The sequence below is a fragment of the Rhodopila sp. genome (genome assembly GCF_965277825.1).
GTDB lineage: Bacteria > Pseudomonadota > Alphaproteobacteria > Acetobacterales > Acetobacteraceae > Rhodopila.
The window spans coordinates 98,947-120,087 of record NZ_OZ255846.1; the positions used below are offsets into that span (position 1 = coordinate 98,947).

General features: G+C 63.1%; 23 protein-coding genes. 11 read left to right on the forward strand and 12 right to left on the reverse strand.

Annotated elements, in window-relative coordinates; all coding sequences use genetic code 11:
• Window positions 1-301: 301 nt before the first annotated feature.
• Together ACQY4T_RS00990 and ACQY4T_RS00995 are read right to left on the reverse strand one after the other, a co-directional pair.
• A protein-coding gene (locus ACQY4T_RS00990; RefSeq protein WP_428536432.1) for an IS5 family transposase occupies window positions 302-1,139 on the reverse strand; the annotation gives its coding sequence in 2 pieces (ribosomal slippage) (window positions 302-734 and window positions 733-1,139; 840 coding nt in all).
• Window positions 1,140-1,388: 249 nt separating this feature from the next.
• On the reverse strand, window positions 1,389-1,685 hold the full coding sequence (locus ACQY4T_RS00995) for a hypothetical protein (protein ID WP_428536434.1): 297 nt from the start codon (window positions 1,683-1,685) through the stop codon (window positions 1,389-1,391).
• A 306-nt stretch (window positions 1,686-1,991) separates the two neighbouring features.
• Between ACQY4T_RS00995 and ACQY4T_RS01000 the strand changes: the two genes are divergently transcribed.
• Together ACQY4T_RS01000 and ACQY4T_RS01005 are read left to right on the forward strand one after the other, a co-directional pair.
• Window positions 1,992-2,408, forward strand: coding sequence for a hypothetical protein (locus ACQY4T_RS01000; RefSeq protein WP_428536436.1), 417 nt, complete (start codon window positions 1,992-1,994; stop codon window positions 2,406-2,408).
• 18 nt (window positions 2,409-2,426) lie between these two features.
• Window positions 2,427-2,948 (forward strand): hypothetical protein, encoded by a 522-nt coding sequence (locus ACQY4T_RS01005; protein WP_428536437.1) that lies wholly within the window; start codon window positions 2,427-2,429, stop codon window positions 2,946-2,948.
• Here ACQY4T_RS01005 and ACQY4T_RS01010 read toward each other — a convergent pair.
• From ACQY4T_RS01010 to ACQY4T_RS01030, 5 genes are all read right to left on the reverse strand, one after another.
• A complete protein-coding gene (locus ACQY4T_RS01010; RefSeq protein WP_428536439.1) occupies window positions 2,929-3,270 on the reverse strand; it encodes an EthD family reductase in 342 nt (113 codons plus the stop codon). The two genes, ACQY4T_RS01005 and ACQY4T_RS01010, sit on opposite strands and share 20 nt — an antisense overlap.
• Window positions 3,267-5,303 (reverse strand): alpha/beta hydrolase domain-containing protein, encoded by a 2,037-nt coding sequence (locus ACQY4T_RS01015; protein WP_428536441.1) that lies wholly within the window; start codon window positions 5,301-5,303, stop codon window positions 3,267-3,269. The genes ACQY4T_RS01010 and ACQY4T_RS01015 overlap by 4 nt, the downstream gene beginning before the upstream one ends.
• 47 nt (window positions 5,304-5,350) lie before the next feature.
• Complete coding sequence (locus tag ACQY4T_RS01020; RefSeq protein WP_428536443.1) at window positions 5,351-7,555, reverse strand: ATP-binding protein; 2,205 nt, start codon at window positions 7,553-7,555, stop codon at window positions 5,351-5,353.
• Window positions 7,556-7,667: 112 nt separating this feature from the next.
• Window positions 7,668-8,621, reverse strand: a complete 954-nt coding sequence (locus ACQY4T_RS01025; protein WP_428536445.1) for a D-2-hydroxyacid dehydrogenase family protein — start codon at window positions 8,619-8,621, stop codon at window positions 7,668-7,670.
• A 43-nt stretch (window positions 8,622-8,664) separates the two neighbouring features.
• Entirely contained in the window at window positions 8,665-9,405 is a 741-nt protein-coding gene (locus tag ACQY4T_RS01030; RefSeq protein WP_428536447.1) for a maleate cis-trans isomerase family protein, read from the reverse strand.
• 101 nt (window positions 9,406-9,506) lie between these two features.
• On the opposite strand from ACQY4T_RS01030, the gene ACQY4T_RS01035 reads away from it, so the two are divergent.
• The gene (locus ACQY4T_RS01035; protein WP_428536449.1) at window positions 9,507-10,772 is read left to right on the forward strand and encodes an MFS transporter; all 1,266 of its coding nucleotides are present in this window, start codon (window positions 9,507-9,509) and stop codon (window positions 10,770-10,772) included.
• Between the two features lie 5 nt (window positions 10,773-10,777).
• Here the strand turns inward: ACQY4T_RS01035 and ACQY4T_RS01040 are convergent, their stop codons facing one another.
• The 3 genes from ACQY4T_RS01040 to speB all read right to left on the reverse strand — a co-directional run bounded on the left by ACQY4T_RS01040 (window position 10,778) and on the right by speB (window position 14,728).
• Complete coding sequence (locus ACQY4T_RS01040; RefSeq protein ID WP_428536451.1) at window positions 10,778-12,178, reverse strand: homospermidine synthase; 1,401 nt, start codon at window positions 12,176-12,178, stop codon at window positions 10,778-10,780.
• 20 nt (window positions 12,179-12,198) lie between these two features.
• On the reverse strand, window positions 12,199-13,461 hold the full coding sequence (locus ACQY4T_RS01045) for a type III PLP-dependent enzyme (protein WP_428536453.1): 1,263 nt from the start codon (window positions 13,459-13,461) through the stop codon (window positions 12,199-12,201).
• Window positions 13,462-13,825: 364 nt separating this feature from the next.
• Entirely contained in the window at window positions 13,826-14,728 is a 903-nt protein-coding gene (speB, locus tag ACQY4T_RS01050) for an agmatinase (RefSeq protein ID WP_428536455.1), read from the reverse strand.
• A 416-nt stretch (window positions 14,729-15,144) separates the two neighbouring features.
• Here speB and ACQY4T_RS01055 point away from each other — a divergent pair, with 416 nt between their 5' ends.
• The 4 genes from ACQY4T_RS01055 (at window position 15,145) to ACQY4T_RS01070 (ending at window position 18,278) form a co-directional block, all read left to right on the forward strand.
• Complete coding sequence (locus tag ACQY4T_RS01055; protein WP_428536457.1) at window positions 15,145-15,696, forward strand: hypothetical protein; 552 nt, start codon at window positions 15,145-15,147, stop codon at window positions 15,694-15,696.
• Window positions 15,697-15,922: 226 nt separating this feature from the next.
• On the forward strand, window positions 15,923-16,366 hold the full coding sequence (locus tag ACQY4T_RS01060) for an acetyl-CoA carboxylase biotin carboxyl carrier protein (RefSeq protein ID WP_428536459.1): 444 nt from the start codon (window positions 15,923-15,925) through the stop codon (window positions 16,364-16,366).
• A gap of 4 nt (window positions 16,367-16,370) precedes the next feature.
• Window positions 16,371-17,711 carry an acetyl-CoA carboxylase biotin carboxylase subunit gene (gene accC, locus ACQY4T_RS01065; protein WP_428536461.1) on the forward strand — a complete coding sequence of 447 codons (1,341 nt, stop codon included), beginning with the start codon at window positions 16,371-16,373 and terminating at the stop codon, window positions 17,709-17,711.
• A gap of 87 nt (window positions 17,712-17,798) precedes the next feature.
• Window positions 17,799-18,278, forward strand: a complete 480-nt coding sequence (locus ACQY4T_RS01070; protein ID WP_428536463.1) for a cupin domain-containing protein — start codon at window positions 17,799-17,801, stop codon at window positions 18,276-18,278.
• Between the two features lie 191 nt (window positions 18,279-18,469).
• Here the strand turns inward: ACQY4T_RS01070 and ACQY4T_RS01075 are convergent, their stop codons facing one another.
• Entirely contained in the window at window positions 18,470-18,952 is a 483-nt protein-coding gene (locus ACQY4T_RS01075; protein ID WP_428536465.1) for a DUF6362 family protein, read from the reverse strand.
• 41 nt (window positions 18,953-18,993) lie between these two features.
• A complete protein-coding gene (locus ACQY4T_RS01080; protein ID WP_428536467.1) occupies window positions 18,994-19,284 on the reverse strand; it encodes an AsnC family protein in 291 nt (96 codons plus the stop codon).
• Between the two features lie 284 nt (window positions 19,285-19,568).
• Here ACQY4T_RS01080 and ACQY4T_RS01085 point away from each other — a divergent pair, with 284 nt between their 5' ends.
• The 4 genes from ACQY4T_RS01085 to ACQY4T_RS01100 all read left to right on the forward strand — a co-directional run bounded on the left by ACQY4T_RS01085 (window position 19,569) and on the right by ACQY4T_RS01100 (window position 21,013).
• The gene (locus ACQY4T_RS01085; RefSeq protein ID WP_428490323.1) at window positions 19,569-19,901 is read left to right on the forward strand and encodes a helix-turn-helix domain-containing protein; all 333 of its coding nucleotides are present in this window, start codon (window positions 19,569-19,571) and stop codon (window positions 19,899-19,901) included.
• A gap of 134 nt (window positions 19,902-20,035) precedes the next feature.
• A complete protein-coding gene (locus ACQY4T_RS01090) occupies window positions 20,036-20,470 on the forward strand; it encodes a nucleotidyltransferase substrate binding protein (RefSeq protein WP_428536469.1) in 435 nt (144 codons plus the stop codon).
• Window positions 20,463-20,819 carry a nucleotidyltransferase family protein gene (locus tag ACQY4T_RS01095; protein WP_428536471.1) on the forward strand — a complete coding sequence of 119 codons (357 nt, stop codon included), beginning with the start codon at window positions 20,463-20,465 and terminating at the stop codon, window positions 20,817-20,819. Before ACQY4T_RS01090 ends, ACQY4T_RS01095 begins: the two co-directional genes overlap by 8 nt.
• Window positions 20,816-21,013 (forward strand): hypothetical protein, encoded by a 198-nt coding sequence (locus ACQY4T_RS01100; protein WP_428536473.1) that lies wholly within the window; start codon window positions 20,816-20,818, stop codon window positions 21,011-21,013. Before ACQY4T_RS01095 ends, ACQY4T_RS01100 begins: the two co-directional genes overlap by 4 nt.
• The last annotated feature ends 128 nt before the right edge of the window (window positions 21,014-21,141 follow it).

A 21,141-nucleotide genomic window follows, 5' to 3' on the forward strand; every position in this document is an offset into this window, starting at 1 on the left:
TCGGAGACTCCTCCTATGAGACATGCTAGACAATTCGAACGTGCGTTTGCCTGCGTTCGAATGGCTTCCAAGACGGATCGAAACGGGATAGGTAATCCAATGACCCTGCGCTTTGTCCGCACCGATCACCGTGAACCCTTCAGCAAGCAGGCGGCGGAGGAATTGCCTGATCTAAAAAGGTTGGTCGCGGCACTACGCAGGTATGCTGCTAAGAGGAGCCTCCCACGCAACGTGAGCGCGGGCGATTTGCTTTTTGACGCGACGAAATATAACCACGTATCTTAGAGTCTGTCCGGAAAGTTTAGGCCGGATTGCTTAGCTTTCTCAGCATCAGTCGGATCGAAGCAAGTTTGATGAAGGTGAGGGCGTTACGGCTCAGGTTCTCGAAATCCTTGGCCAGGCGTCGGCATCGGTTGAGCCAAGCAAGGGTCCGTTCCACGACCCAGCGTCTGGGTAAAATCTCGAAGCTGCTGGCAGTATCGGAGCGTTTGACGATTTCCACCGAGAGCCGTGGCAGCAGCTTGGCCAGTTGCTGGCGGAATTGCGGGCCCTGGTAGCCGGCATCAGCGAACAGCTTCTTCAGGAACGGGAACAGCCCGAACAATGTCGCCAACACCAGCACGCCGCCATCGCGATCCTGGAGGTCGGCCGGGTGAACCACGGCGTGCATCAACAAGCCCTCGGTATCGACCAGGATATGTCGCTTCTTGCCACTGACTTTCTTCCCCGCATCATCCCCTTGGGATCGATGCAGGCCCCCCTTTTTCGGCGCTCTTGACGCTCTGGCTGTCGATCATGCAGGCGGTCGGACTGGCCTGGCGGTCCACCAAGGCGCGGCATCTTTGGTAGAGTTCGTAGTGGATTTTTCCCAACGTCCCATCGTAGTCCCAGCGTTGCATGTAGTCATACAGCGTGCTTCGCGGCGGCAGGTCCTTGGGGATGTAACGCCACGGACAACCGGTGCTGAGGACATACATGATGCCATTCAACACTTCCCGCACATCAACCTCCCGCCGCCGCCCGCCGCGCTTGGCCGGCGGGATCATCGGTTTCACCTGCGCCCATTCTTCGTCGGTCAGGTCACACGGGTAACGCAGCTTGTCCCGCTCGTAGCGATGACGGTTCTCGGTCGTCCACATCAGCCACCTCGCGAATCGAACCCGCCGATCGAATCACAGAAGATTCAATGAATTCAACCCCCCCTGGCTAACCGACTCTAAAGACTCAAAAAGCTTCCGGACGGACACTTACCAGTATGGTGATTACACAGTAGCCGCCGATCAACTGCAAAAACGGATAGACTTCATAGAAACAAACAGAAAAACACCCAATGAGTTCTAAGTCCGAACTCGCACTCCATCGGCGGACTTCTGCCGTAAGGGGCGACTTTACTTGGTTGGTTGGCGCTGCCGGGCGGCGAATCTTCTAAGAAATCGCTGGGTCATCATCGGAGCGTATGCCTCCTGCATAATTGCCGGAGGCGGCAAATTTGGCAGTTTCGGATCAATCGAAAATCTTTGCCACGCCCGAAGGGCGATGGCGACCCGGTCGGTCTTCGACATAGAAGTCTTCCTGTGCAGCAGGCGGCTAAATACAACTGCAACGAAATGGGGGATTGCCACCATGATGCTAGTGCGCTGACGATGTTTTGATAGATCGGCGGCGTGCCTCAGTGCAGCCGCCAACCACCAACGGCTCCTTGCACGCGCGACCAACCGTAATCGTAGCCTCGCCTTTCAGGCATCCCCATTCGTGTCGGAGCGAACTGAGCATGCTTGTGGGTCTGATTGTGGATAGGTCGGAGTGACCTTTATTTATGTCCATTTAAACCAATGTATTATGACGCTTGAGGAAGGACATCCCCTCCGCCAAGTCCCCGAACTAAAGCGCTACCCACTCAATAACGCGTCCAGCCGGCCCAGCAATTTGATCACCAGCCGGTTCCATCCTATGCTCGCGCTTCAGACCAATCCAAGCGACGAGGATCGAGCATGGAGTATGTCTGCGACGCACCACGAAACCGGACCTGGTTCCGCGTCCTCACCGAAGGCGAGGCGGTGGCTGAATCGCTCGAGATGCATCACGCGGTGGAAAAGCACTACCGCCGCGAACGCGAACGCGCGATCGATGCCTTCCATCCGACAACCTCGGTCTTCATCGAACAGGACATAAACAAGGAAGCCCATATCAGGCGGGCGATGCCGCTGTTCCTGACATTGCGAGACCAGGATGGCGCCGCGCTGGCGACCGCCATGTTACCACCGCACGGCAAACCCAGCGGCGGGTGCATCATCGTCGGACCCGGCAATGCCGACCCGTACCCCGAGCATGCCGACGCCATCGCGGCGCTCGGTGCCCATTTCGGCATCACCCTCGATCGCGGCAGTTGCTACCCATATCGTCGATAATTGCAGGAGGATCCGCCATTGGCCATCACACTGGAAAAATTCGCCGCCGACTGCCATGCCGCATTGAAGCACCAGCCCGGAACGCCAGGACGGGAACAGGTGCGCAAACTGGTCGAACAAGCCCTGGCCGATCCGGCTTTCGTGGCGACCTACATCCCGCCCGGCACGCCCGAACGGCATCTGCTGCACGAAGACGCCGAGCTGGGGTTCGTCATTCTGGCCCACGGCTATATCGGGGCGAAGGGCAGCAAGCCACATGATCATGGTCCGTCCTGGGCGATCTACGGTCAAGCCGCTGGCGAGACGATCATGACTGACTGGGACTGTGTCGCTCGTCCCACCGACGGCAGGCCAGGCAAGGCGGTAGCACACCATGACTACGTCATGAAGCCCGGTGACGCCTATCTCTACGATATCGGGGTGCTGCACTCGCCGGAGCGCAAGAGCGACACTCGACTGCTGCGGATCGAAGGCCTGAACATGGCGAAGGTGAAGCGCTTCCCGTACGATGCGGTCACGCTCAGTCAGGCAGCGGAATGATCTGCCGTTCCTCGATCAGATAGGTCTTTATCCGGCCGATGAACAGCGCCCCGTCATCGGTCAGGGCCTTCATTTCGGACGTTTTGCTCGCGCGCTCGAAACTCTCCAGGCTGTCGTACCAAAGTTCGGCGATACCATCGACCTCGACGTCGGTATCCGGGATGTCGGGGCGCGAGCGGCTATCGGTGATATGCGACTGGACATAACGGCGGATGCCGGGAACGTGCTCCGCCAGCGGCCCATGAACATCGAACCAATGGCGTACGAACTCAGCGTGAGTGATCCCCTGCTTCCGTGTCAGCAGGCTCAACAGCTTGATCATCCGCTTTTCCCTCCGAGACTGACCACATGCCGCGCCGGGTCCCATCGTTCGGCCGCAACCGCGCAGCGCGCCACATCTTCTTCCAGCATCAGGTCGGCGACGACCAGTTCTTCGGCGGCTCGGGTGATGGCCTCGACATAGGTGTGCCAGTCAGGATAACGCTCCGCGACTGACAGTCGCGGGTCGCCCGTCGCCAGTCGTTCGGCCGGCGTGTCCGGAAATGGTATGTAACTGCCCTCGAACTTCCACTGCATGCCGTGCCCGTGACCGCGGCTGCGCGGATTCCATCCGGTATAGGTCCCCAGCGGCGCGCTCACCATCGGGGCTCGGACGCCGGCGATGTCGTTGCCGTCCTTGTCGACCGAAGGCACCAGAACTGTATAGCGCAGCCCCGGCCCGCCATCCAGGTCGTTCCGACCGCGCACCATAACCGGTGGTTCGCGCAGTATCCCGCGCTCGGCGTCGGGTCCAAAGTCCAGCAGCGGCAGTGCATTCGGTTCGGCCAGAACCATCACCCCCGGGATGGTCGGAAATTGTCGGCGCCACCGGGCATATTCCACCAGCGTACCGTCCGCGCGGGTGGGCACCCTGCTGTCGGGCGGCTTGATGCCATCCGTTGCCCATCGATCCATCGCATCGAGCAGCGCCCTGAACAACATCGACGTGGCGACCGTGTTGGACAGGTTCTGCCCGATCCCCTTGGCGGGCGCCTTCAGCAATGGGTTGGCTGAGTGTTGCGAACTGGACCAGCAATACACCCGCACCGTTGCGGGCTGCGGCAGATCGTGGCCCATTGTATCAGTATGCACCAATGAGCCGCGCCGGACCCAGTATTCCGTCGCGGCCTGAGTATGGAACACTAGCGGATCGGTCTCCGGCCGTTTCAAAATCGCGTCCTCCCGGCCGGTGAGGTGATCGACCGACCACGCATAGGAGAACGGAAATGAATCGGCGATATTGAAATGATCCTCGTATTGCTGACCGCCGGAAACGATCGGGCTGGCGAACCGATGGTTCAGCCACTTTCGCCCCGCCCCCGCGACATGCGGCATGACCCCATCGAACACGCGGCGCCCAGCGGCGTCCGCGTTGTAGCCGCGATAGACGAAATCCCTCAGGCAGCGTCCGGTTTGCGAGCGGCCCCAGGCGTACGCCAGCCGGGTTCCGCCCAGCGGGTTGCCGTTGCCATCCGCGTATTTCACGCAACTGACAAAGTCGCGCACCGCAATGTGGCCCAGGCCCATCAATTTCGGATCGCGCGCGGTGTAGATCAGTTCGTAGATCCAGCCAGGCTCGAAGCCCGGCCGGTAATGGATGAAACTGTCGGCGGGAACCGTCGCACGTTCCGGCGTTGTCGCCTCGGCGCTCGCACCCGTCATCTCCAGCGCGAAATCCCATGCCGAGGTCGGAACCGGCTCAGGTGTGTCGTAGGGATAACGCCGCCTTGTCAGTATCGCATCACGCTTGTCGCGAGAGGCGGCCGGATAGGAGTGCGCCGCCAACCGCCCGCTCAGCGGCATGGTCGGGCCCCAGGGCTGGTCGACGATGATCTCGGTGCGTACCCGCCCGGTGATTGCCGCGCCATTATCGGTTGCCACCGGCACATCCAGAACCATGCGTCCGTCTCCGGGCAGGATATCGCCCTCCCACGCCAACCAGGCGACCGCGTAGCCGCGCCGCATCAGGAAGCCGTTGCCGGCATGGTTCGGCGTCAGCGGCTGGTTGCTGTGCACTGCATCGTTGAAGAATTGCAGCGCCCGCTTGTTGCCGCGATTGCCATAGTCGAACAGCAGCCGTCGGTTGCCGCCATTCATCGGCTTCAGCAGCATGAAGTCCGCCTCGAACCGCACCATTCCGTTCGGATCGCGCGGCGCCCGGTCGATGTCGATGACATCCGCCTGGGCTTGGGCCAGGGGATCGACGGCGAACAGCACGCGGCCGGTCAGTCTCTCATAGGCCCCGCCTTCGTCGAACGCGTGCCCGCCGGCGAATGGACGCCGATCGTCGATGCGAATCTCAAGCGTGCCTGCCATGCCGGGTCTCCTCAACCCGGCCAGTCTGCGCGACCGATCGCGGCGGCTCAAGCGTTGGAGGAAACGCGCTGCCGCTCCCCAAGCGCCGCCTCGACGGTGCGATAGAGGTCGGCGGCGGCAAACGGCTTGCGGATCACCCGATCGCCAGGCTCCAGCGCACTCTCGATCTCATCGGCGTAACCCGAGATGAAGACGACCGAAAGATCCGGCAGTCGTGCTCTCGCCAACGCGGCAAGCCGGGATCCGTTCATTCCGGGCATGACCAGGTCGGTCAGCAAGATGTCGATCGCGGCGTCCTGAGCCAGCACCATCAAGGCCGCTTCGCCGCAGTCGACATGGCGCACGTTGTATCCAAGGTCCTCCAGCATCGCGGCCGTCACCGCTCGCACTTGATCATCATCATCGACCAGCAAGATGGTGGCGCTTGTGCCGGTCAGCGAGTCCTGGCGCGAATCGGATGGCTGTCGCGAGGGCATGGTGCCAGCGCGCGGCAGATCGACGGTTACCGCCGTGCCGCGTCCGAGCGCCGACTCGATTTGCACCTCGCCGCCTGACTGCCGGGTGGTGCCGAACACCTGGGAAAGTCCGAGGCCGGATCCGACGCCAAACGGCTTGGTGGTAAAGAACGGCTCGAACACACGGCTGATGAGTTCGGGCGGAATGCCGTTGCCGGTATCCCTGATGATGACCCTGACGTAATCGCCGGCCGGAGGTCCATCGGCACACCTGGCTCGATCAAGGATATGATTGGTCGTTTCAATAGATATGATACCGCCGTCAGGCATGGCGTCGCGCGCGTTCAATACAAGGTTCAGGATGACCAACTCGATCTGGCTTTGATCCGCCATGGCCGGCCACAGATCGTCGGCGAGGCGCAGGCTGATCTGCGTCCCCATGCCCAAGGCGCTATCCAGCAGGTCTCGCATGCCGTGGATGGCCGCGTTCAGGTCGATTGCCCTGGGCAACAGCGGCTGCCGACGCGCGAACGCCAGCAAGTGGCCGGTCAATGTGGCGCCCCGTTCCGCCGCCGCGCGTATCGCCGCCAGCCGATCCGGCAGCCCGGACGTATCGTGCCGCATTGCTCGTCGCTGCAGGATCTCGACATTGCCCAGCACCACGGTCAGCAGGTTGTTGAAATCGTGCGCGACGCCGCCGGTCAATTGACCGATCGCCTCGATGCGTTGTGCCTGGCGCAACTCCCCCTCGGCCCGCTCCCGTTCGGCGATCTGCTCCAGTAGCCGATCCTTGGTCTGTTCCGCCCTGTCGTGCGCCGCGTGGGTCTCGGCCAGCAATTGCTCGACCTCGTGCGATCTGCGCGACAGCGACAGCAGCAGCACGACGACGGCACCGCCGAGCGACAGTGCACCGGCGACCAGGGCCAGGGCCTCGCGTCGCCAGTCGGACAGAATGCGTCCTTGCTCCACCGAAACCATCACCACCAACGGGAACGCTCGCAGCGCCCTGATCGCGGTAATCCGGGTGCTGCCATCGACGGGACTGTGCATGACCAGGGTTCCCGCCAAGCCATGTGCCAATACTCTGGTGAACGGCGGCATGTTACCGAAACTGGTGCCGATCGTCGCATCTACGTGGGGAAACCGGGCAAGCACCGTTCCATCGCGCAGAGTAAGGACGATCGCCCCATTCTCGTTCAATTCGACGGCGCGGTAGAAATCCTCGAAGTAAGCCAGGTTGATCGAACCGATCGCGACGCCGCTCAGCGTCCCATCGGCCGCACAGATCGGATGCGCGAGCAATGCGTTCCACCGGTCATCGGCGATACGAAACGGCGGGCTGATCAGCATTGCGGCACGCGGATTCGCGCGGTATTGGGTCAATAATGCCGTAACGCGATCCGGCGGGGTCGTCACTCGGTCCGGATCAGTGGACGCGATCGGTCGGCCCGCGGCGTCGACGATCAGAATGGCGGCGAGTTGCCGCACGCCCCGGATCCGGCGCCGGAGCATTTCATCGACGCCTTGCAGATGCGGCTGCTGGGCCTGCACGGTTTCCTGCGCGCCCATCACCAGCAAGTTCATCGCCTCGACCGCGCGGCCGGTCTGCTCGGCGAAGACCATGTCCAGCCGAGCCATTTGTCGCTCCGTGTCCGAAATGAGCGCCTTGCGACTTGCGTCTACTTCATGGCAGGCAGCGCCGGCCACCAGCAGTAATATCACCCCGGACACGACCCGAAGCGCCACGCTCACCGGCGTCAGGGGACGGAAGAGCGGCCACGCGGCCAGCCTGCTCATGTGCTGTCTTCCGAGCCCTTCGATCAAAATCGAGTTGAGCGATATCACAAACACGCGGGCTGAGAATATATCCTCGCTGTTTCGTGATCGCGGCGGTAAAAATTCGTCAAATTCAGTTGGCCACTCGCAACGGTAATCCGCCGGCAAAAGCCAGTATCTGCTCGAAGCATTCGCCGAAGTAGAGCTCGAAGTTGTCCCATTCGGCCCAGCCGAGATGTGGAGTGCATACCACGTTGGGCATCGACAGAAACGGATGCCCGCCGTTGCGAACAGGCTCTTTCTCGTAAACGTCGACCGCGGCGTAGCCGGGGCGGCCGTTGCGCAGGCCCCTCAGCAGCGCGTCCGGCTGGATCAGTTCGGCACGGGATGTGTTGACCAGCAGCGAGGTAGGTTTCATCCGTGCCAAATCGTCCGGCCCGACGATGCCACGCGTGTCGACACGAAGACGGACGTGCAACGAAAGCACGTCGGAGCGTTCGAACAAACCGGCTTGGCTGGCGGCAAACTCATACCCGGCGGCCTTGGCTTTGGCGGCCGACCCGTTGCGCCCCCAGACCAAGGGGTGCATGCCCATGCCGGCCCCCGCGCGCGCGACGATCGATCCGATCGCGCCGAGGCCGAAAATGCCAAGCCTGCTGCCCGACAATCGATGCGAAAGCGTGCAAGGCCAGTCACCCCTACGCATCCGTTCCGCTTCCAAGGCGACGTTGCGGCGCGCCGCGAGGATCAACGCGATCGTCAGTTCCGCCGGAGCGGTCGGCGAATTACTGGCGCCGTGCGACACCAGGATATTGCGCTCCCGACAGGCAGCATGATCGATCGTTGTCGCCGCTCGCCCGACCAACGCGATCAGGCGCAAGTTTGGCAAACACTCGATCAACGTTCGGGAAAAGCTGACCCGCTCGCGAATCGCGACGATGACCTCGGCCGGGTAAAGCCGCTCGACAAGTTGGTCCGGATCGGCCGCCGGTTCGCGGTAACGAACCACGTCATGGCCGGTGAGCAGCGAGAAACAGGACAATCGGTGGACGACATCCTGATAATCGTCCGGAATGACTATTTTCATCACCGCTCCAGAAAGAAACCGGGATAGATCCGAACGTCACTGATCAGGCGATATGTTCCCGTAGCAGGCGACCCCAGCCAAACACCGGTGCATGATAGCCAGCCAGAATAAGCGCGGCCCAAAGGCTGACCTGATTGGTCGTCAGCACCGGCTTGCCGATCGCGGATTCCAGGCGATCCACAATGCCCAGCGTCAGCCAGTTCCCGCATGCCAGCAACACCGCCTCCGCGTCCGGCTGATCGACCGCGACGCCCATGTCGAAGGCGGTCTGTTCTTCCAGCAGGCCGATCTCCAGGTTGCTGAGATGACCCATCGCCTGCTGGGCAAGCACCCGAAATCCGCTGGCCTCGATGAACGCCGCCGTGGTGACGTTGGTCTCGTCGCTCCATGGCGCCGCGATCACCAGGCGGTTCACATCCAAGACCCCCAGGGCCTGGATCAACCCGGTCGAGGCGGTTGTCGCCTTGCGGCCCGAAGCGGACTCGATCCGCTGGATCAGTTCTTTATCGTATCCGATTCCGTTGCGGCAACTCGGCGCGGTCGCTGCCAGCACGATGGCATCGACGTCGGCATCCGCCAGTTTCCGGCTTTCGATCTCGATGTCCTCGACGATCCGTTCGGTGGACGATGCGTCGACGGTGCGTAATGGCAGCCGAGCGATGTGCAAGGTGACGCTGTCGGGCAGGATACGGGCGAATTCCGGCTCCTGCGTGGTGTTTGATGAAGGCAGCAGCAACCCAATCCGTCGCCGGTTGCTTTCGGGCCGGTCCTGGCACGCTGGCATGACCTTTTCCCTCCCTGCTTATCGAGGGATTTTTCGCCAACACCTCGTCCGGTGTCAAACCGGCCTTTCCATCCAGCGCCGTTCCGTTAGCATGTCAACGAATGGAAGAAACGCCTGAGAACCACGGAGAGCAGCACCACCCCAAGATCAATACAGGCGACGGAGGCTGGCAGCGCACGCTATGGGCGATGGTCGGTATCCAGTTCGTCATGACGGCATCGATCAGCTTTCTCAGTCCGATCATCCCGTTGATGCTGCCGCAACTTGGCGTCACCACCACGCAAGGCGTCGATCTCTGGGCCGGAGTGATCACCGGCGCGACCTCTTTCGTTGCGGCATTCGCCTCGCCGATCTGGGGCCGCGTGGCCGACAAGCACGGACGCAAACTGTCGCTGATCCGATCCAGCGCGGCGATCGGAATTTTCACCGCGGCGATGGGACTGGCCACCAATGTGTGGTGGTTCTTCGGTGCGCGCGCGGTGATGGGCGCCTTCGCGGGATTCTCATCCGCTGCCATCGCCCTGGTTGCCAGCCAGGTGCCGGAGCGCCGGCTGGGCTACGCGCTTGGCTGGCTGAGCACTGGCCAACTGGTCGGATCGCTGATCGGCCCGGTGCTAGGCGGCGGCCTGGCCGACATCACCGGCAGCTACCGCGTGCCGTTCTTCTGCACCGGGGCGGTCACGCTCGCTGCACTTGCTCTGGTCTGGGCGACGGTGCACGAGGACTTCACCCCGCCAAAGCATACCGGCCCGTCGAAGTCCATCATCTCCGGCTTGGGGCTATTGACCGGTTCGGCGGGGCTGCTCGCCTTGTTCGTGGTGCTGCTGATGGCGCAATTCAGCGTTCGCACCGTGCAGCCGGTGGTGACGCTTTTCGTGCAGCATCTGATCGGGTCGCCGCCCGAGATTGCCACGCTATCGGGGATAGCGTTTTCGGTGACCGGCCTGGCCGACCTGGTGTCGTCGCCGTTCCTGGGCAAGCGCAGCGACATAATCGGCTATCGCAAGGTGCTGCTTATCTGTCTGCTGGGCGCCACGCTGACCAGCGCGCCGCAGATCTTCGTGGCCAACTACTGGACCTTCGTGGCCGAACGATTTGCCGTGGGACTGTTCATCGGCGGTATCCTGCCCACCGCGAACGCATTGATCGGCCGCAGCGTATCGCGCGAAAATCGCGGCACGATCTACGGCATGACGTCGTCAGCGACGTTCCTGGGCAATTCTCTGGGCCCGCTGACCGGCGGCGGCGTCGCGGCGAGTTTGGGCATCCGCTACGTGTTCGTGGTGACGACGGTGCTGCTGGCGGCAAACCTTGTGTGGGTCTGGTTCACGGTGCCGGAACTGCGCGAGGAAACGTCGGCCCGATGATGCAGTCACGCCACGCGGAAATTGCCGAACTGCCACGGGCAAGCGACATCGACCGGTTCCGGGAACAGCCGACCCCGGTCCAGCAACGGCGTCCAGTCGCTGTAGGCGCCGACCATATCGCCCAGATAGGGTTCAGCAACCTGCAACACCCGCGAATGATCGAGATTATCGGCTTCGACGACGCCGGAGCGCGGATGCTCCATTGCCCAGACCAGTCCACCCAGCACCGCAGCGGTGACCTGCAGGCTGGTGGCGTTGTTGTGCGGCGCTAGAGCTCGGGCCTGCTCGATCGACAGGCGGGACCCGTACCAGTACGCCCCGCGTGAATGCCCCATCAGCAGCACGCCCAATTCGTCGACGCCGCCATCGATCTCATCCATCATCAGTCGCTGCCTGGGTTGTAACTGCCAGTTCCGTCCGGCGAATTCATGCACCGACAAAACAGCGTCGTCGCAAGGGTGGTAGGCGTAGTGCACCGTCGGGCGGTAACGCACGGCGCCGGCTTCGACCACGGTGTAGTAATCGGCGATCGAGATCGATTCATTGTGCGTGATCAGAAACCCGTGCTGCGGCCCCGCCATCGGCGTCCAGCTTCGCACCCGGGTCGAGGCGCCGGGGCGCATCAGATAGATTGCCGCGCCGCCGCCGAAATCGTGCTGACGCCCATCCGCGGGCAGCGTCTTCTCGTGCGTGCCCCAGCCAAGCTCAGCCGGTTGGCAGCCTTCGCCGGCAAAGCCGTCGATCGACCAGGTGTTGACGAATTCGCCGGGGCGTTTGGCGAAGGACGCGGTCTGGGTATCGCGTTCGGCGATATGGATCACCTTCACATCAAGGCTGTGCGACAACGCCGCCCAATCCTGGCGGGTCGCAGGGACGGGTGTCGTTACACGCGTATCGCGGGCGAGATTCAGCAGCGCCTGTTTGACGAAATGGGACACCAGGCCCGGGTTGGCGCCGTGCGTCAGCACCGCCGTCGGCCCATCCCCGCCGGCGAGCGCCAGGGCGCTTTCCCGCAACGCATAATTCGATCGTTGCGACGGCGTCAGCGACGGATCGGTGTAGCCCCCGGCCCACGGCTCGATGCAGGTGTCCAGATACAGCGCGCCTCGCTGCTGGCAGAATGCGATCAGCGCGACGGATGAGACATCGACGCTCAGGTTCAGCAGCAAGTCGCCCGGCCGCAGCAACGGCGTCAGCACGCCGCGGAAATTATCGCGGGTCAGCGGTGTGACGGTGAAGCTGACATCGTTTTCCGCCGCGATTTCCTGCCCGCGCGGGTCGCCGGAGACGATGCTGATGCGCTCGCGCGGCATGTCGATGTGACGCAGGATCAGGGGCAGCACGCCCTGGCCGATGCTGCCAAAGCCCAGCATCACCAGGCGGCCGTCGAAGCCGACGTGTCGCATCGTTTGCTTCTCCTATACGCTCAGGCTGCAACCTCGAACGGGTCTGGCCGATAAGTTGGCGCGCCCAGCATCGGCTTGTCATCCACTTCCACGATCCTGGCCCGGTCAAATCCATTGAATGCCGTGCGCAGACAGGCGCCGTAGGCTCCGAGCTGGCCGATTTCGATCCAATCTCCCTCCGCCGTGTCCGCCGGCAGCAGGAACGGGCCACGCATGACGTCGGCGCTGTCGCAGGTCGGGCCAAACAGCGAGAAGCTGCTGGTTGCGGCGGCCGGGCTGCGGTCCGGGCGGATCAGCCGCACCGGGAAGCGGAAACCGAGTGTCCCGGCGTCCGCCAGACTGCCGTAGACGCCGTCGTTGACGTACAATGCTGAGCCTCGCCGCGCCTGCACCTGCACGACCACTGAGGTCCCGGCCGCGACCAGTGCTCGTCCCGGCTCCGCCCAAAGTCGAGCGTCGGGAAGACCCAGCGCCTCGAATCCGGCCTCGATCTCGGCGAAGCAGGCGCCCAGCGGCGGCGGCTCCTGATCCGGATATGCAACGGGAAATCCGCCGCCTACGTCGACGATATCGACCTTGACGCCAGCGGCGCGGATCACCTGTCCGGTCAGTGCCAGCGCCTGACGCCAGGCGAGCGGGTCGAGACACTGCGACCCGACATGGAAGCTGACCCCAAGCACCCCGGCGCTTCCGCGCGCGGCGCGCAGCAGAGCCGCGGCGGCATCGGCCTCGGCGCCGAATTTGCCCGATAGATCCAGCATCGCGGCGCCCTTCGGCAGCGCGATCCGCACGATCAGGCCGGGTGCGCCGGGCACCCCGGTGGCGGCGATTTCGGCCAATATCTTTGCCAGTTCATCGGCACTGTCCAGCACGAAGTCGCGCACCGCATGACGCGCCCAGACTTCGCGGATCGCGCTGCGCGCCTTGATCGGATGCATGAAGTGGATCGCCGCGTCGGGCAGCATGTCGCGCACCAGCCGGACCTCGGGGAGTGATGCACAATCGAAGTGCCGCACGCCGCCATCCCACAGCGCACGCAGCACCGCCGGGTCGGGGTTGCACTTCACCGCATACAGTACGTCGCCAGGAAACGACTGAAGGAACGCGCGCGCGGTCGCCGCGACCGCGGCGGGGCGCAGGCAGTGGATCGGCTCCTCGGGACGATCGGCGGCCACGACCTCGTCCACCGTGGGACGGCGGACCGGGTAGTCGACGAGCATACGGCGGAGCGGCGAAACGGCGGCGCGGGTTCGCGCCGCGAACGGCTGAGCGAAAACAGACATCGTGGTCATCCTCGCGGACAAACGGGCGCAATTATCGCCCATCCGGACAAACGGACGCGCAAGCGTCCGAAACGAAACGGGGACTTGGGCCGAAACCGCGCGAAAACGCCGCGGTTTCGGGATCAGACGATGCTGGTGGTACTTCGCATCGCGGCGGTGCGTTCGGACATAGGCGTGTTCCTAAACGACCCCGGCCCACGGTTGGCCGGGTCAATCGAAAAGGACGCGTTTACGTCGTTGCTGTGCCCTTGCGGGCTCGCGGCACGTGCGGATGCGTCACCGCTTCCGAAGAACGAAAGCGAGAGGCGTTATATAGGGGCCGTTGCCCCTCGATGCTATGCATTTTTGGGCGGCGCGCAGACCCTCAGCGCATGGCCCGCGATCCGGCAAGCGCCAGATATTCCCAGACCATTGTTGCAGCCGCGAGCGCGGTGATTTCAGCTACGTCGAACGCCGGTGCAACCTCGACCACATCCATGCCGACGAAACGAACGGCCTTCAGTTGCCGCAGCATTGCCTGCGCCTGCCACGACGCCAGACCGCCAATCTCCGGCGTGCCGGTGCCGGGCGCGAAAGCCGGATCGAGCACGTCGATGTCGAAGCTCAGATAGGCGGGCTCCGCGCCCACCACCTCGGCGATCCGTGCGGCGACCGCGGCGGGGGTCGACGCCTGCACGGTCTGGGCGGACAGCACGGTCACCCCTTGGGCCAGCGTCCAATCCATCACCGCTTTCTCGACCGGGGACCGGATACCGACCTGGATCATCCGACGTGGATCGACCAGGCCCTCGTTGATGGCGTGATAGAACGGCGATCCATGGGCATAGGTTTGGCCAAAATTGTTTGGCCAGGTGTCGACATGGGCGTCGAAATGCACCAGGCCGATGGGCCGCCCCAGCCGCTTTGTCAGCGCGCGCAACAGGGCCAGGGTGATGCCGTGCTCGCCGCCCAGCGCGATCAGGTGTCCGATCGCGGCGGCCTGCGCCTCGATCATCGCCAGACTGGCCCCGATGTCGCCCAGTGCCAGGGCGAAATCGCCGATGTCGGCCAGGGACCCGCGGGCCGGCTCGACCCAGTGCTCCGGATGGTCGCCATCGGTCAGCATCCGGCTGGCTCGGCGGATTGCCGCGGGGCCATCGCGCGTGCCGGAGCGGTTGGTGGTGCCGATATCGATCGGGACGCCGGCAACCACGTAGTCCGCCGCTGGGTCACGGCTGGATACGCCCAGGAAAGTTGGCGGAACGGCGTAGGTGGGGGTGCCGGCCATCGAGGATTGGGGAGTCTCCCACTGGTGACGCTGCGTCGAGATGTTGCCACACCGCGTGTAACACGGCGGACGACCGGGCGCCACGAGACACGCCGGACACGGCGTATCAGCACCTCAATTTGTCGGTTGCGCATCGGGTCGACCATGCACTTCGTCCCGCGGCTTTTAACCTTGAACCGCCGGCGTTTCAGTTGCGCCGCTGGCAAGACAAGATTGGCCGGATTGCCCGCTATTACACACCGATTGCTATTCTGGACTGTTTCCATTCTTGATCAATTCAGTCATCCTAAAACGGACTGGCAATAAAAAAGCACGGCGATACGTCAAATTACACGACCTCTTGTTTATCTCTCGCGCGCTTTGCCCGCTAGATTCGGCCGATCAATTCAAGGTCGGGCGCTGTGCTGAATTTTGAAATGGCTTATTTTCTCGCGGCAGCCGCCGCATCAGGCGTCTTCATCGCCGCAGGCTGGCGCGGCAAGACCGATCTGGCACTCGTCCCGGTGCGTGGCCGGCCAGGGCCTGTGAACGATCCTGGACGGGGCGACGTCGAGGCGAATTTATATGCGCCGGAAGCGCGCGCCGACGTAGGGGTCGCCATACGTCTTGCCTTGAAACGGCTATCGCCGATCATGACAAACCAGCTCGTCCAGGCGGATGTCGCCGCGCTGCCCGGATTGCGCGTGCGGATGCGATGCGCCCCCCTGGCAGACCTTTTGGAAGAGATGTTGGCTGCCGCCATCCATGGTGCCCCCGCCAGTCGGCTGTTGCTGACGGCCACCGCCCACGGCAGCCGAATCGATGTCGGTATCACCGACGACATGCCTGGTGCCGACCCTGTGGTGCGCCTGGGAAGTCTTCGCGGCCTGATGGAACGGGTCGCCAGGCGCGGCGGACTATTGGAGGTCAAGGTTCGCCCATTTGAAGGGACTACTCTGACCCTGCGGCTGGTCGCCGCCGACGCATAGCCAAACCATCCAACTGGATCGGCCCGAACCAGCCGAACCGAAGTCGAGTAGATTTCGCCAACGTCGGTTATATCGAAGCGCGCGGCGCGGTCCGTCGTCCATCATTGGACCCGGCGCATGACGTATGCTACGCGCCTCAGATCATGCATCTATTCCGGCGCGAAACCGTTGGCAGCGAAACGCCAGGCCATCTGCCGGCGACCGCCGAGAGTCTGGAGGAAGCCCGTTGACCCGTATTCCCATCGATCCGGACGCGATTCGCGCCCTGGCGGCCGTGCTGGTTGAAACCGGCTTGACCGAGATCGAAATCGCCGACAAAGATTCGCGAATTCGCGTCGTCCGCAGCGGCGGCAACACAACCACATCCATCCCACTCACCGCCGCATCCACGGGTTTGGCCGCCCCTGCCGCGGCGACCGAGGATGTGGCCACCCACCCCGGCGCCGTGGTCAGTCCGATGGTCGGGGTCGCCTATCTTTCGCCGGAGCCCGGCGCCTCGCCGTTCATCAGCGTGGGTCAGCAGGTAACCGCGGGCCAGACCCTGTTGCTGATCGAAGCCATGAAGACGTTCAATCAGATCAAGGCCCCGAAAGCCGGTTCGGTGACCGCCATCCTGGTGCAAAGCGGTGCGCCGGTGGAGTACGGCGAAGCACTGGTCATCCTGGAATAGGCCGTTGTTTCGGAAAATCCTCATCGCCAATCGCGGCGAGATCGCCCTTCGCATCCAGCGCGCCTGTCGGGAATTGGGGATCGCCACCGTGGCCGTGCACTCCACCGCCGACGCCGAGGCAATGCATGTCCGCCTGGCCGACGAGAGCGTTTGCATCGGACCGCCCCCGGCGAAGGACAGTTACCTGAACATTCCCTCGATCCTGTCCGCGGCGGCCATCACCGGGGCGGACGCGATCCATCCGGGCTATGGCTTCCTCTCGGAGAATGCCGGCTTCGCGGACATGGTCGATGCGCACGGGCTTACCTTTATCGGCCCGACAGCGGAACATATTGGCATGATGGGCGACAAGATCGCCGCCAAAGCCGCAATGGCCGCCGTCGGTGTGCCCTTGGTGCCGGGTTCCGACGGCGAGTTGGCGGGTCTGGACAGCGCTCGCTCGGTTGCAGCGCACATCGGCTATCCGGTGCTGATCAAGGCGGCGGCGGGCGGTGGCGGTCGCGGCATGAAGGTCGCCCGCGAGACGGCGGATCTGGAGGATGCCTTTACTTTGGCACGCGGTGAGGCTCGCGCGGCGTTCGGCAGCGATTCCGTCTACATGGAAAAATACCTCGACCGGCCGCGGCATATCGAGTTGCAGATCATGGCCGACAACCACGGCCACGTGGTGCATTTTGGTGAGCGTGACTGCAGCCTGCAACGTCGCCATCAGAAGCTTCTGGAAGAGGCCGGCTCGCCCGCGATCAAACCGGCGCAGCGCGACGCACTAGGGGAAACCGCGACGGCGGCGCTGCGCAAACTTGGCTATCGCAACGCCGGAACGCTAGAATTCCTCTACCAGGACGGGCAATTCGCGTTCATCGAAATGAACACCCGGCTGCAGGTCGAGCACCCGGTCACCGAGATGCTGTGCGATATCGATCTGGTCCGGGAACAGATCCGCGTCGCCGCGGGATCGCTGCTGGGCTACGAGCAGCGCGATATCAACTTCGATGGTCATGCCATCGAGTGCCGGATTACCGCCGAGGATCCGGTGACGTTCATGCCGACGCCCGGACGGGTGACCGCCTTCCACGCCCCCGGCGGCCTCGGTGTGCGGGTCGACTCGGCACTCTACGCCGGCTACTTCGTACCTCCATTCTATGATAGTCTTGTGGCGAAGTTGATCGTGCATGCGCCGACCAGATCCCGCGCGATCGACAGGATGCGTCGCGCGCTCGACGAATTCGCCGTCGTGGGCATCAAGACCACGATCCCGTTGCACCAACGGATCGTGGATGACGCCGGCTTTCAAGCCGGTGACTATACGATTCATTGGCTGGAAGACTTCGTCTCGGGCGGCTAACCCAGCGCTGGTCGCCCAGAGGGGATGTTTGTTCAATCGTGCCTCGCCCGGCTTGCCGGGGCGGCCCTGTTTTAGCGGAGCATGACCATGACAGACCAGCATGACCATGATGTGGACTGGAAGCTGAACGGTGTAAGGGTGATCAAGGGTGATCAGCTCGATACCAACACCGCGCAGACGCCGGGCATGAACCGAGCCGCGGCAATCAATCTGGCTCGGGTGGGCGCGCAGAAAATTTGGGCCGGCACGGTGAATATCCATGCCAACGCCAAGACTGGCGCGCATCATCATGGCGCACTGGAAAGCGTGATCTATGTCGTGCGCGGCAGGGCCCGGATGCGTTGGGGCGAAAAGCTCGAGTATGTCGCCGAGGCTGAGGCAGGCGATTTCATCTTCGTCCCGCCGTATGTGCCGCATCAGGAAATCAACGCCTCGACGGAGCAGACGCTGGAATGCGTCCTGGTGCGCAGCGACAACGAGGCGGTGGTGGTGAACTTGGATATCGAGCCGGTGGAAAAGCCGGAGGCGGTCTACTGGGTCGATCCGATCCATAAGCATCCTGCGTAGGATCCGGTCGCAGAGAAACGGTGAGACGCGGAGCGTCCCACTATTCCGCAGGTGAATCGGATACTTAAACAAAAAGCGACGTATTGCGCTCATCTATGCGCGATCCTGGTCCGGCGAAGCCTGTCCGAGGTCCCGCGGTCTGCAACGCCGAGGTCGAGCGGCGTCGCGGCGAACAGTACTGCCGGTTCCCCCTAGTGGGCCCCCCGCAATGCCGAGACAATGATGGCGATCCCCTGCGCGTGCCAGCGCTGGATTGCCTTGTGGTCGGCACCCAGAGCCTTGCCCAGACGGCGCCACGGAAACAGGTGGCGGTCGGTGACCGGATTGACCAGGCTACGGGCGCCGACCACGCGCCGAAGCACGTAGCGATCCACCGGAATCAGCGGGATCCAGCTCATCGCTTCGTCCATCCGGGTAATCCGTTCCGCTGATGGGACGGACGGACGGATCTGAGCCTCGGTCCAACCGTAGGCATCCAGCGCCGTCCGGACGATCTCTAGTGCCGATGTGCGCAACCGGGTTGTCCAGCCGGTGCCGGGCAAGGCGAGCAACGTCGCGCCAGCCTCCTCCAGGCGATAAACAACGTAGTCGGCATCGACCTCATACCCGTTGGTCATTATCGGGCGGACCGGCGCCTGGGGGACCGCGGCCCTCGAACTACGGGATGTCGTCATGATCGAATCCTTCCGGCGATTGAGAAGCAGCTTCGGAATGCTCAGCGGATCGTGCCGGGCGTCTGGAACGGCACGTTCTCCAGGCTGGTGCCGCGGTTGATCGCGCACCAGCTATCGGCATGTCCGGCCGGGAGCGGCTCGCGCCCTGACTCGTCGAGGAACGCGACGGCGTTCACTGGGGGCCGTTCGGCGCCCATTTCCCGGGCACGCTCGATGACCGCCAGGCGGGCGAGGCCGAGTGCCAGGGCAACGATCTCCCAGCTTGCACCCTCGGTGCGCAGGCGGCGGATTTGGGCATCCTGTCCGTCGGTCCAGACTGTCTTCCTAGGCATCGGTGGCTCCGTCATGAACAATGAGTGAACACGACGTTAGTTAGATAAAATAACGCTACCTGTCAATCAAAATGACAGTGGTTACAGGAAAAATTCCCTCACTGCCGAGGGCGGTTAGCCGAGAAGGCAAACCTAACGAATGATTCCAGTTGCTCAGTGCCGCTTAATGACCGGGCCTCGCTGTCTCTCATCGGCAAGGGGGAAAATATCCATACGCGGGCGAAGCCGAGAGTTCTGGAAGATTTTATTGGCGATGTTAGGCGATGTGAGTTATACTAACCTACATGAGTAGTCCGCAAGATATCGGAACCCGCATCCGCGCCGCGCGGCGGGATCGTGGCCTGACCCAGGACGAACTGGCGGACCAGGTCGGTGTGTCACGCAGCGCCGTCGCCCAGTGGGAGACCGGGCGTACCGGTCAGATCACCGGCAACCTCTCCCGTATCGCCGGCACGCTGGAGGTGAATGTCGAATACCTGATGTATGGCGACGATAAGCGAGCGATGGGGGACGTTCGTCAGGGCGATGAATTGGCGCTGCTGCGCCTGTACCGCGAATGCAACCCCGAGGATCGTCAGATGCTGCTGCGCACTGCTCGACGCCTGGCTCGGCAGTAATCGCGGCGAGCGGACGTGCCTCCTAGGCAATTATCGGACGGCGGTCCGTGGCAGCCGCCATGGTTATGGTAGAACCGGCCGGCGCTGGTGGAGCGGGCCGGGCAAATCGTCCAATTTCCGTGCGGGATACCTGAATGAGCCAACATCGTCTCGATCTCAGCTCGCTAAGGAGCGCGGTCGCCTCACTTGAAGGCAGCCTCGACGTGGTCGGCGATCGTATTTGGTTCGGTGAGCAATCGGCCACCGTGCAGAACACGCTGGTGGCGGGGGTCATCCAGAATTTCGAATTCGTCTTTGAGTTGAGCGTCAAAATGATGCGGCGGCAAATCGAGCAGGAATCCGACAGTCCGGAGGAAATCGATCACCGCGATTTTCGCGACATACTTCGAATTGCCGCCGAAAAAGCCCTGATCGCCAACGTTGAGCCGTGGTTCGGTTACCGCAGAATGCGAAATATCAGCGCCCATACCTACGATCACGAAAAGGCCCGCCAAGTCTATCAGGACACGTTGACGTTCGTGAATGATGCCCGAGCCCTGCTCTCGAGCTTGGAAACGCGCAATGGGTGAGCTCCCGCCGATCGATATTCGCCCGGATCTTTGGCCGATCGTTCGCGATATTCTGACCCGGCACGTCGCCGGCTATGAGGTCTGGGCCTTTGGATCGCGTGTCAGAGGTAACGCCAAGCCCTACTCCGATCTCGATCTGGCGATCATCTCGGACGCGCCGTTGCCGCTGCGGGTCAGCGCTCGGTTGGCTGACGATTTTTCCGAATCGGACCTTCCCTGGCGAGTGGACGTGGTGGACTGGGCAGCGACACGGCCGGCGTTCCGCAGCATCATCGAGCGTGACAAAGTCGTGTTGCAACGGCCGGGCGGTGGGAACCCTGGTGACGCGGCGGACGTTCCCACGCCATGAGCACGCAAGAACCGGACGCTCCAAATACCAAGCTGCCGCCGCGACCCGATCCGCCGGGGGGCGCGGCTGCCTTGCCTGAGGGCACCTTGCCGGCACCTTATCTCGGCCCGCAGGGCGATGAGAACCGCGATCCGCCCGCCAATGCGCCGGCGCCTATACCGCCGACGGAAACCGTCAAGGACACCAGCCGCTAACGGCCTTGTCAGGCGCCTCGGCTCGACCGGACGCGGTCTTGGGCTAGAGACGCTCTTGGGCTAGAGGATGACAGCGCTCCGCTAAACGCACGTGCGTCATGCGGCTAGACCGTCCGGACACGCTGGAA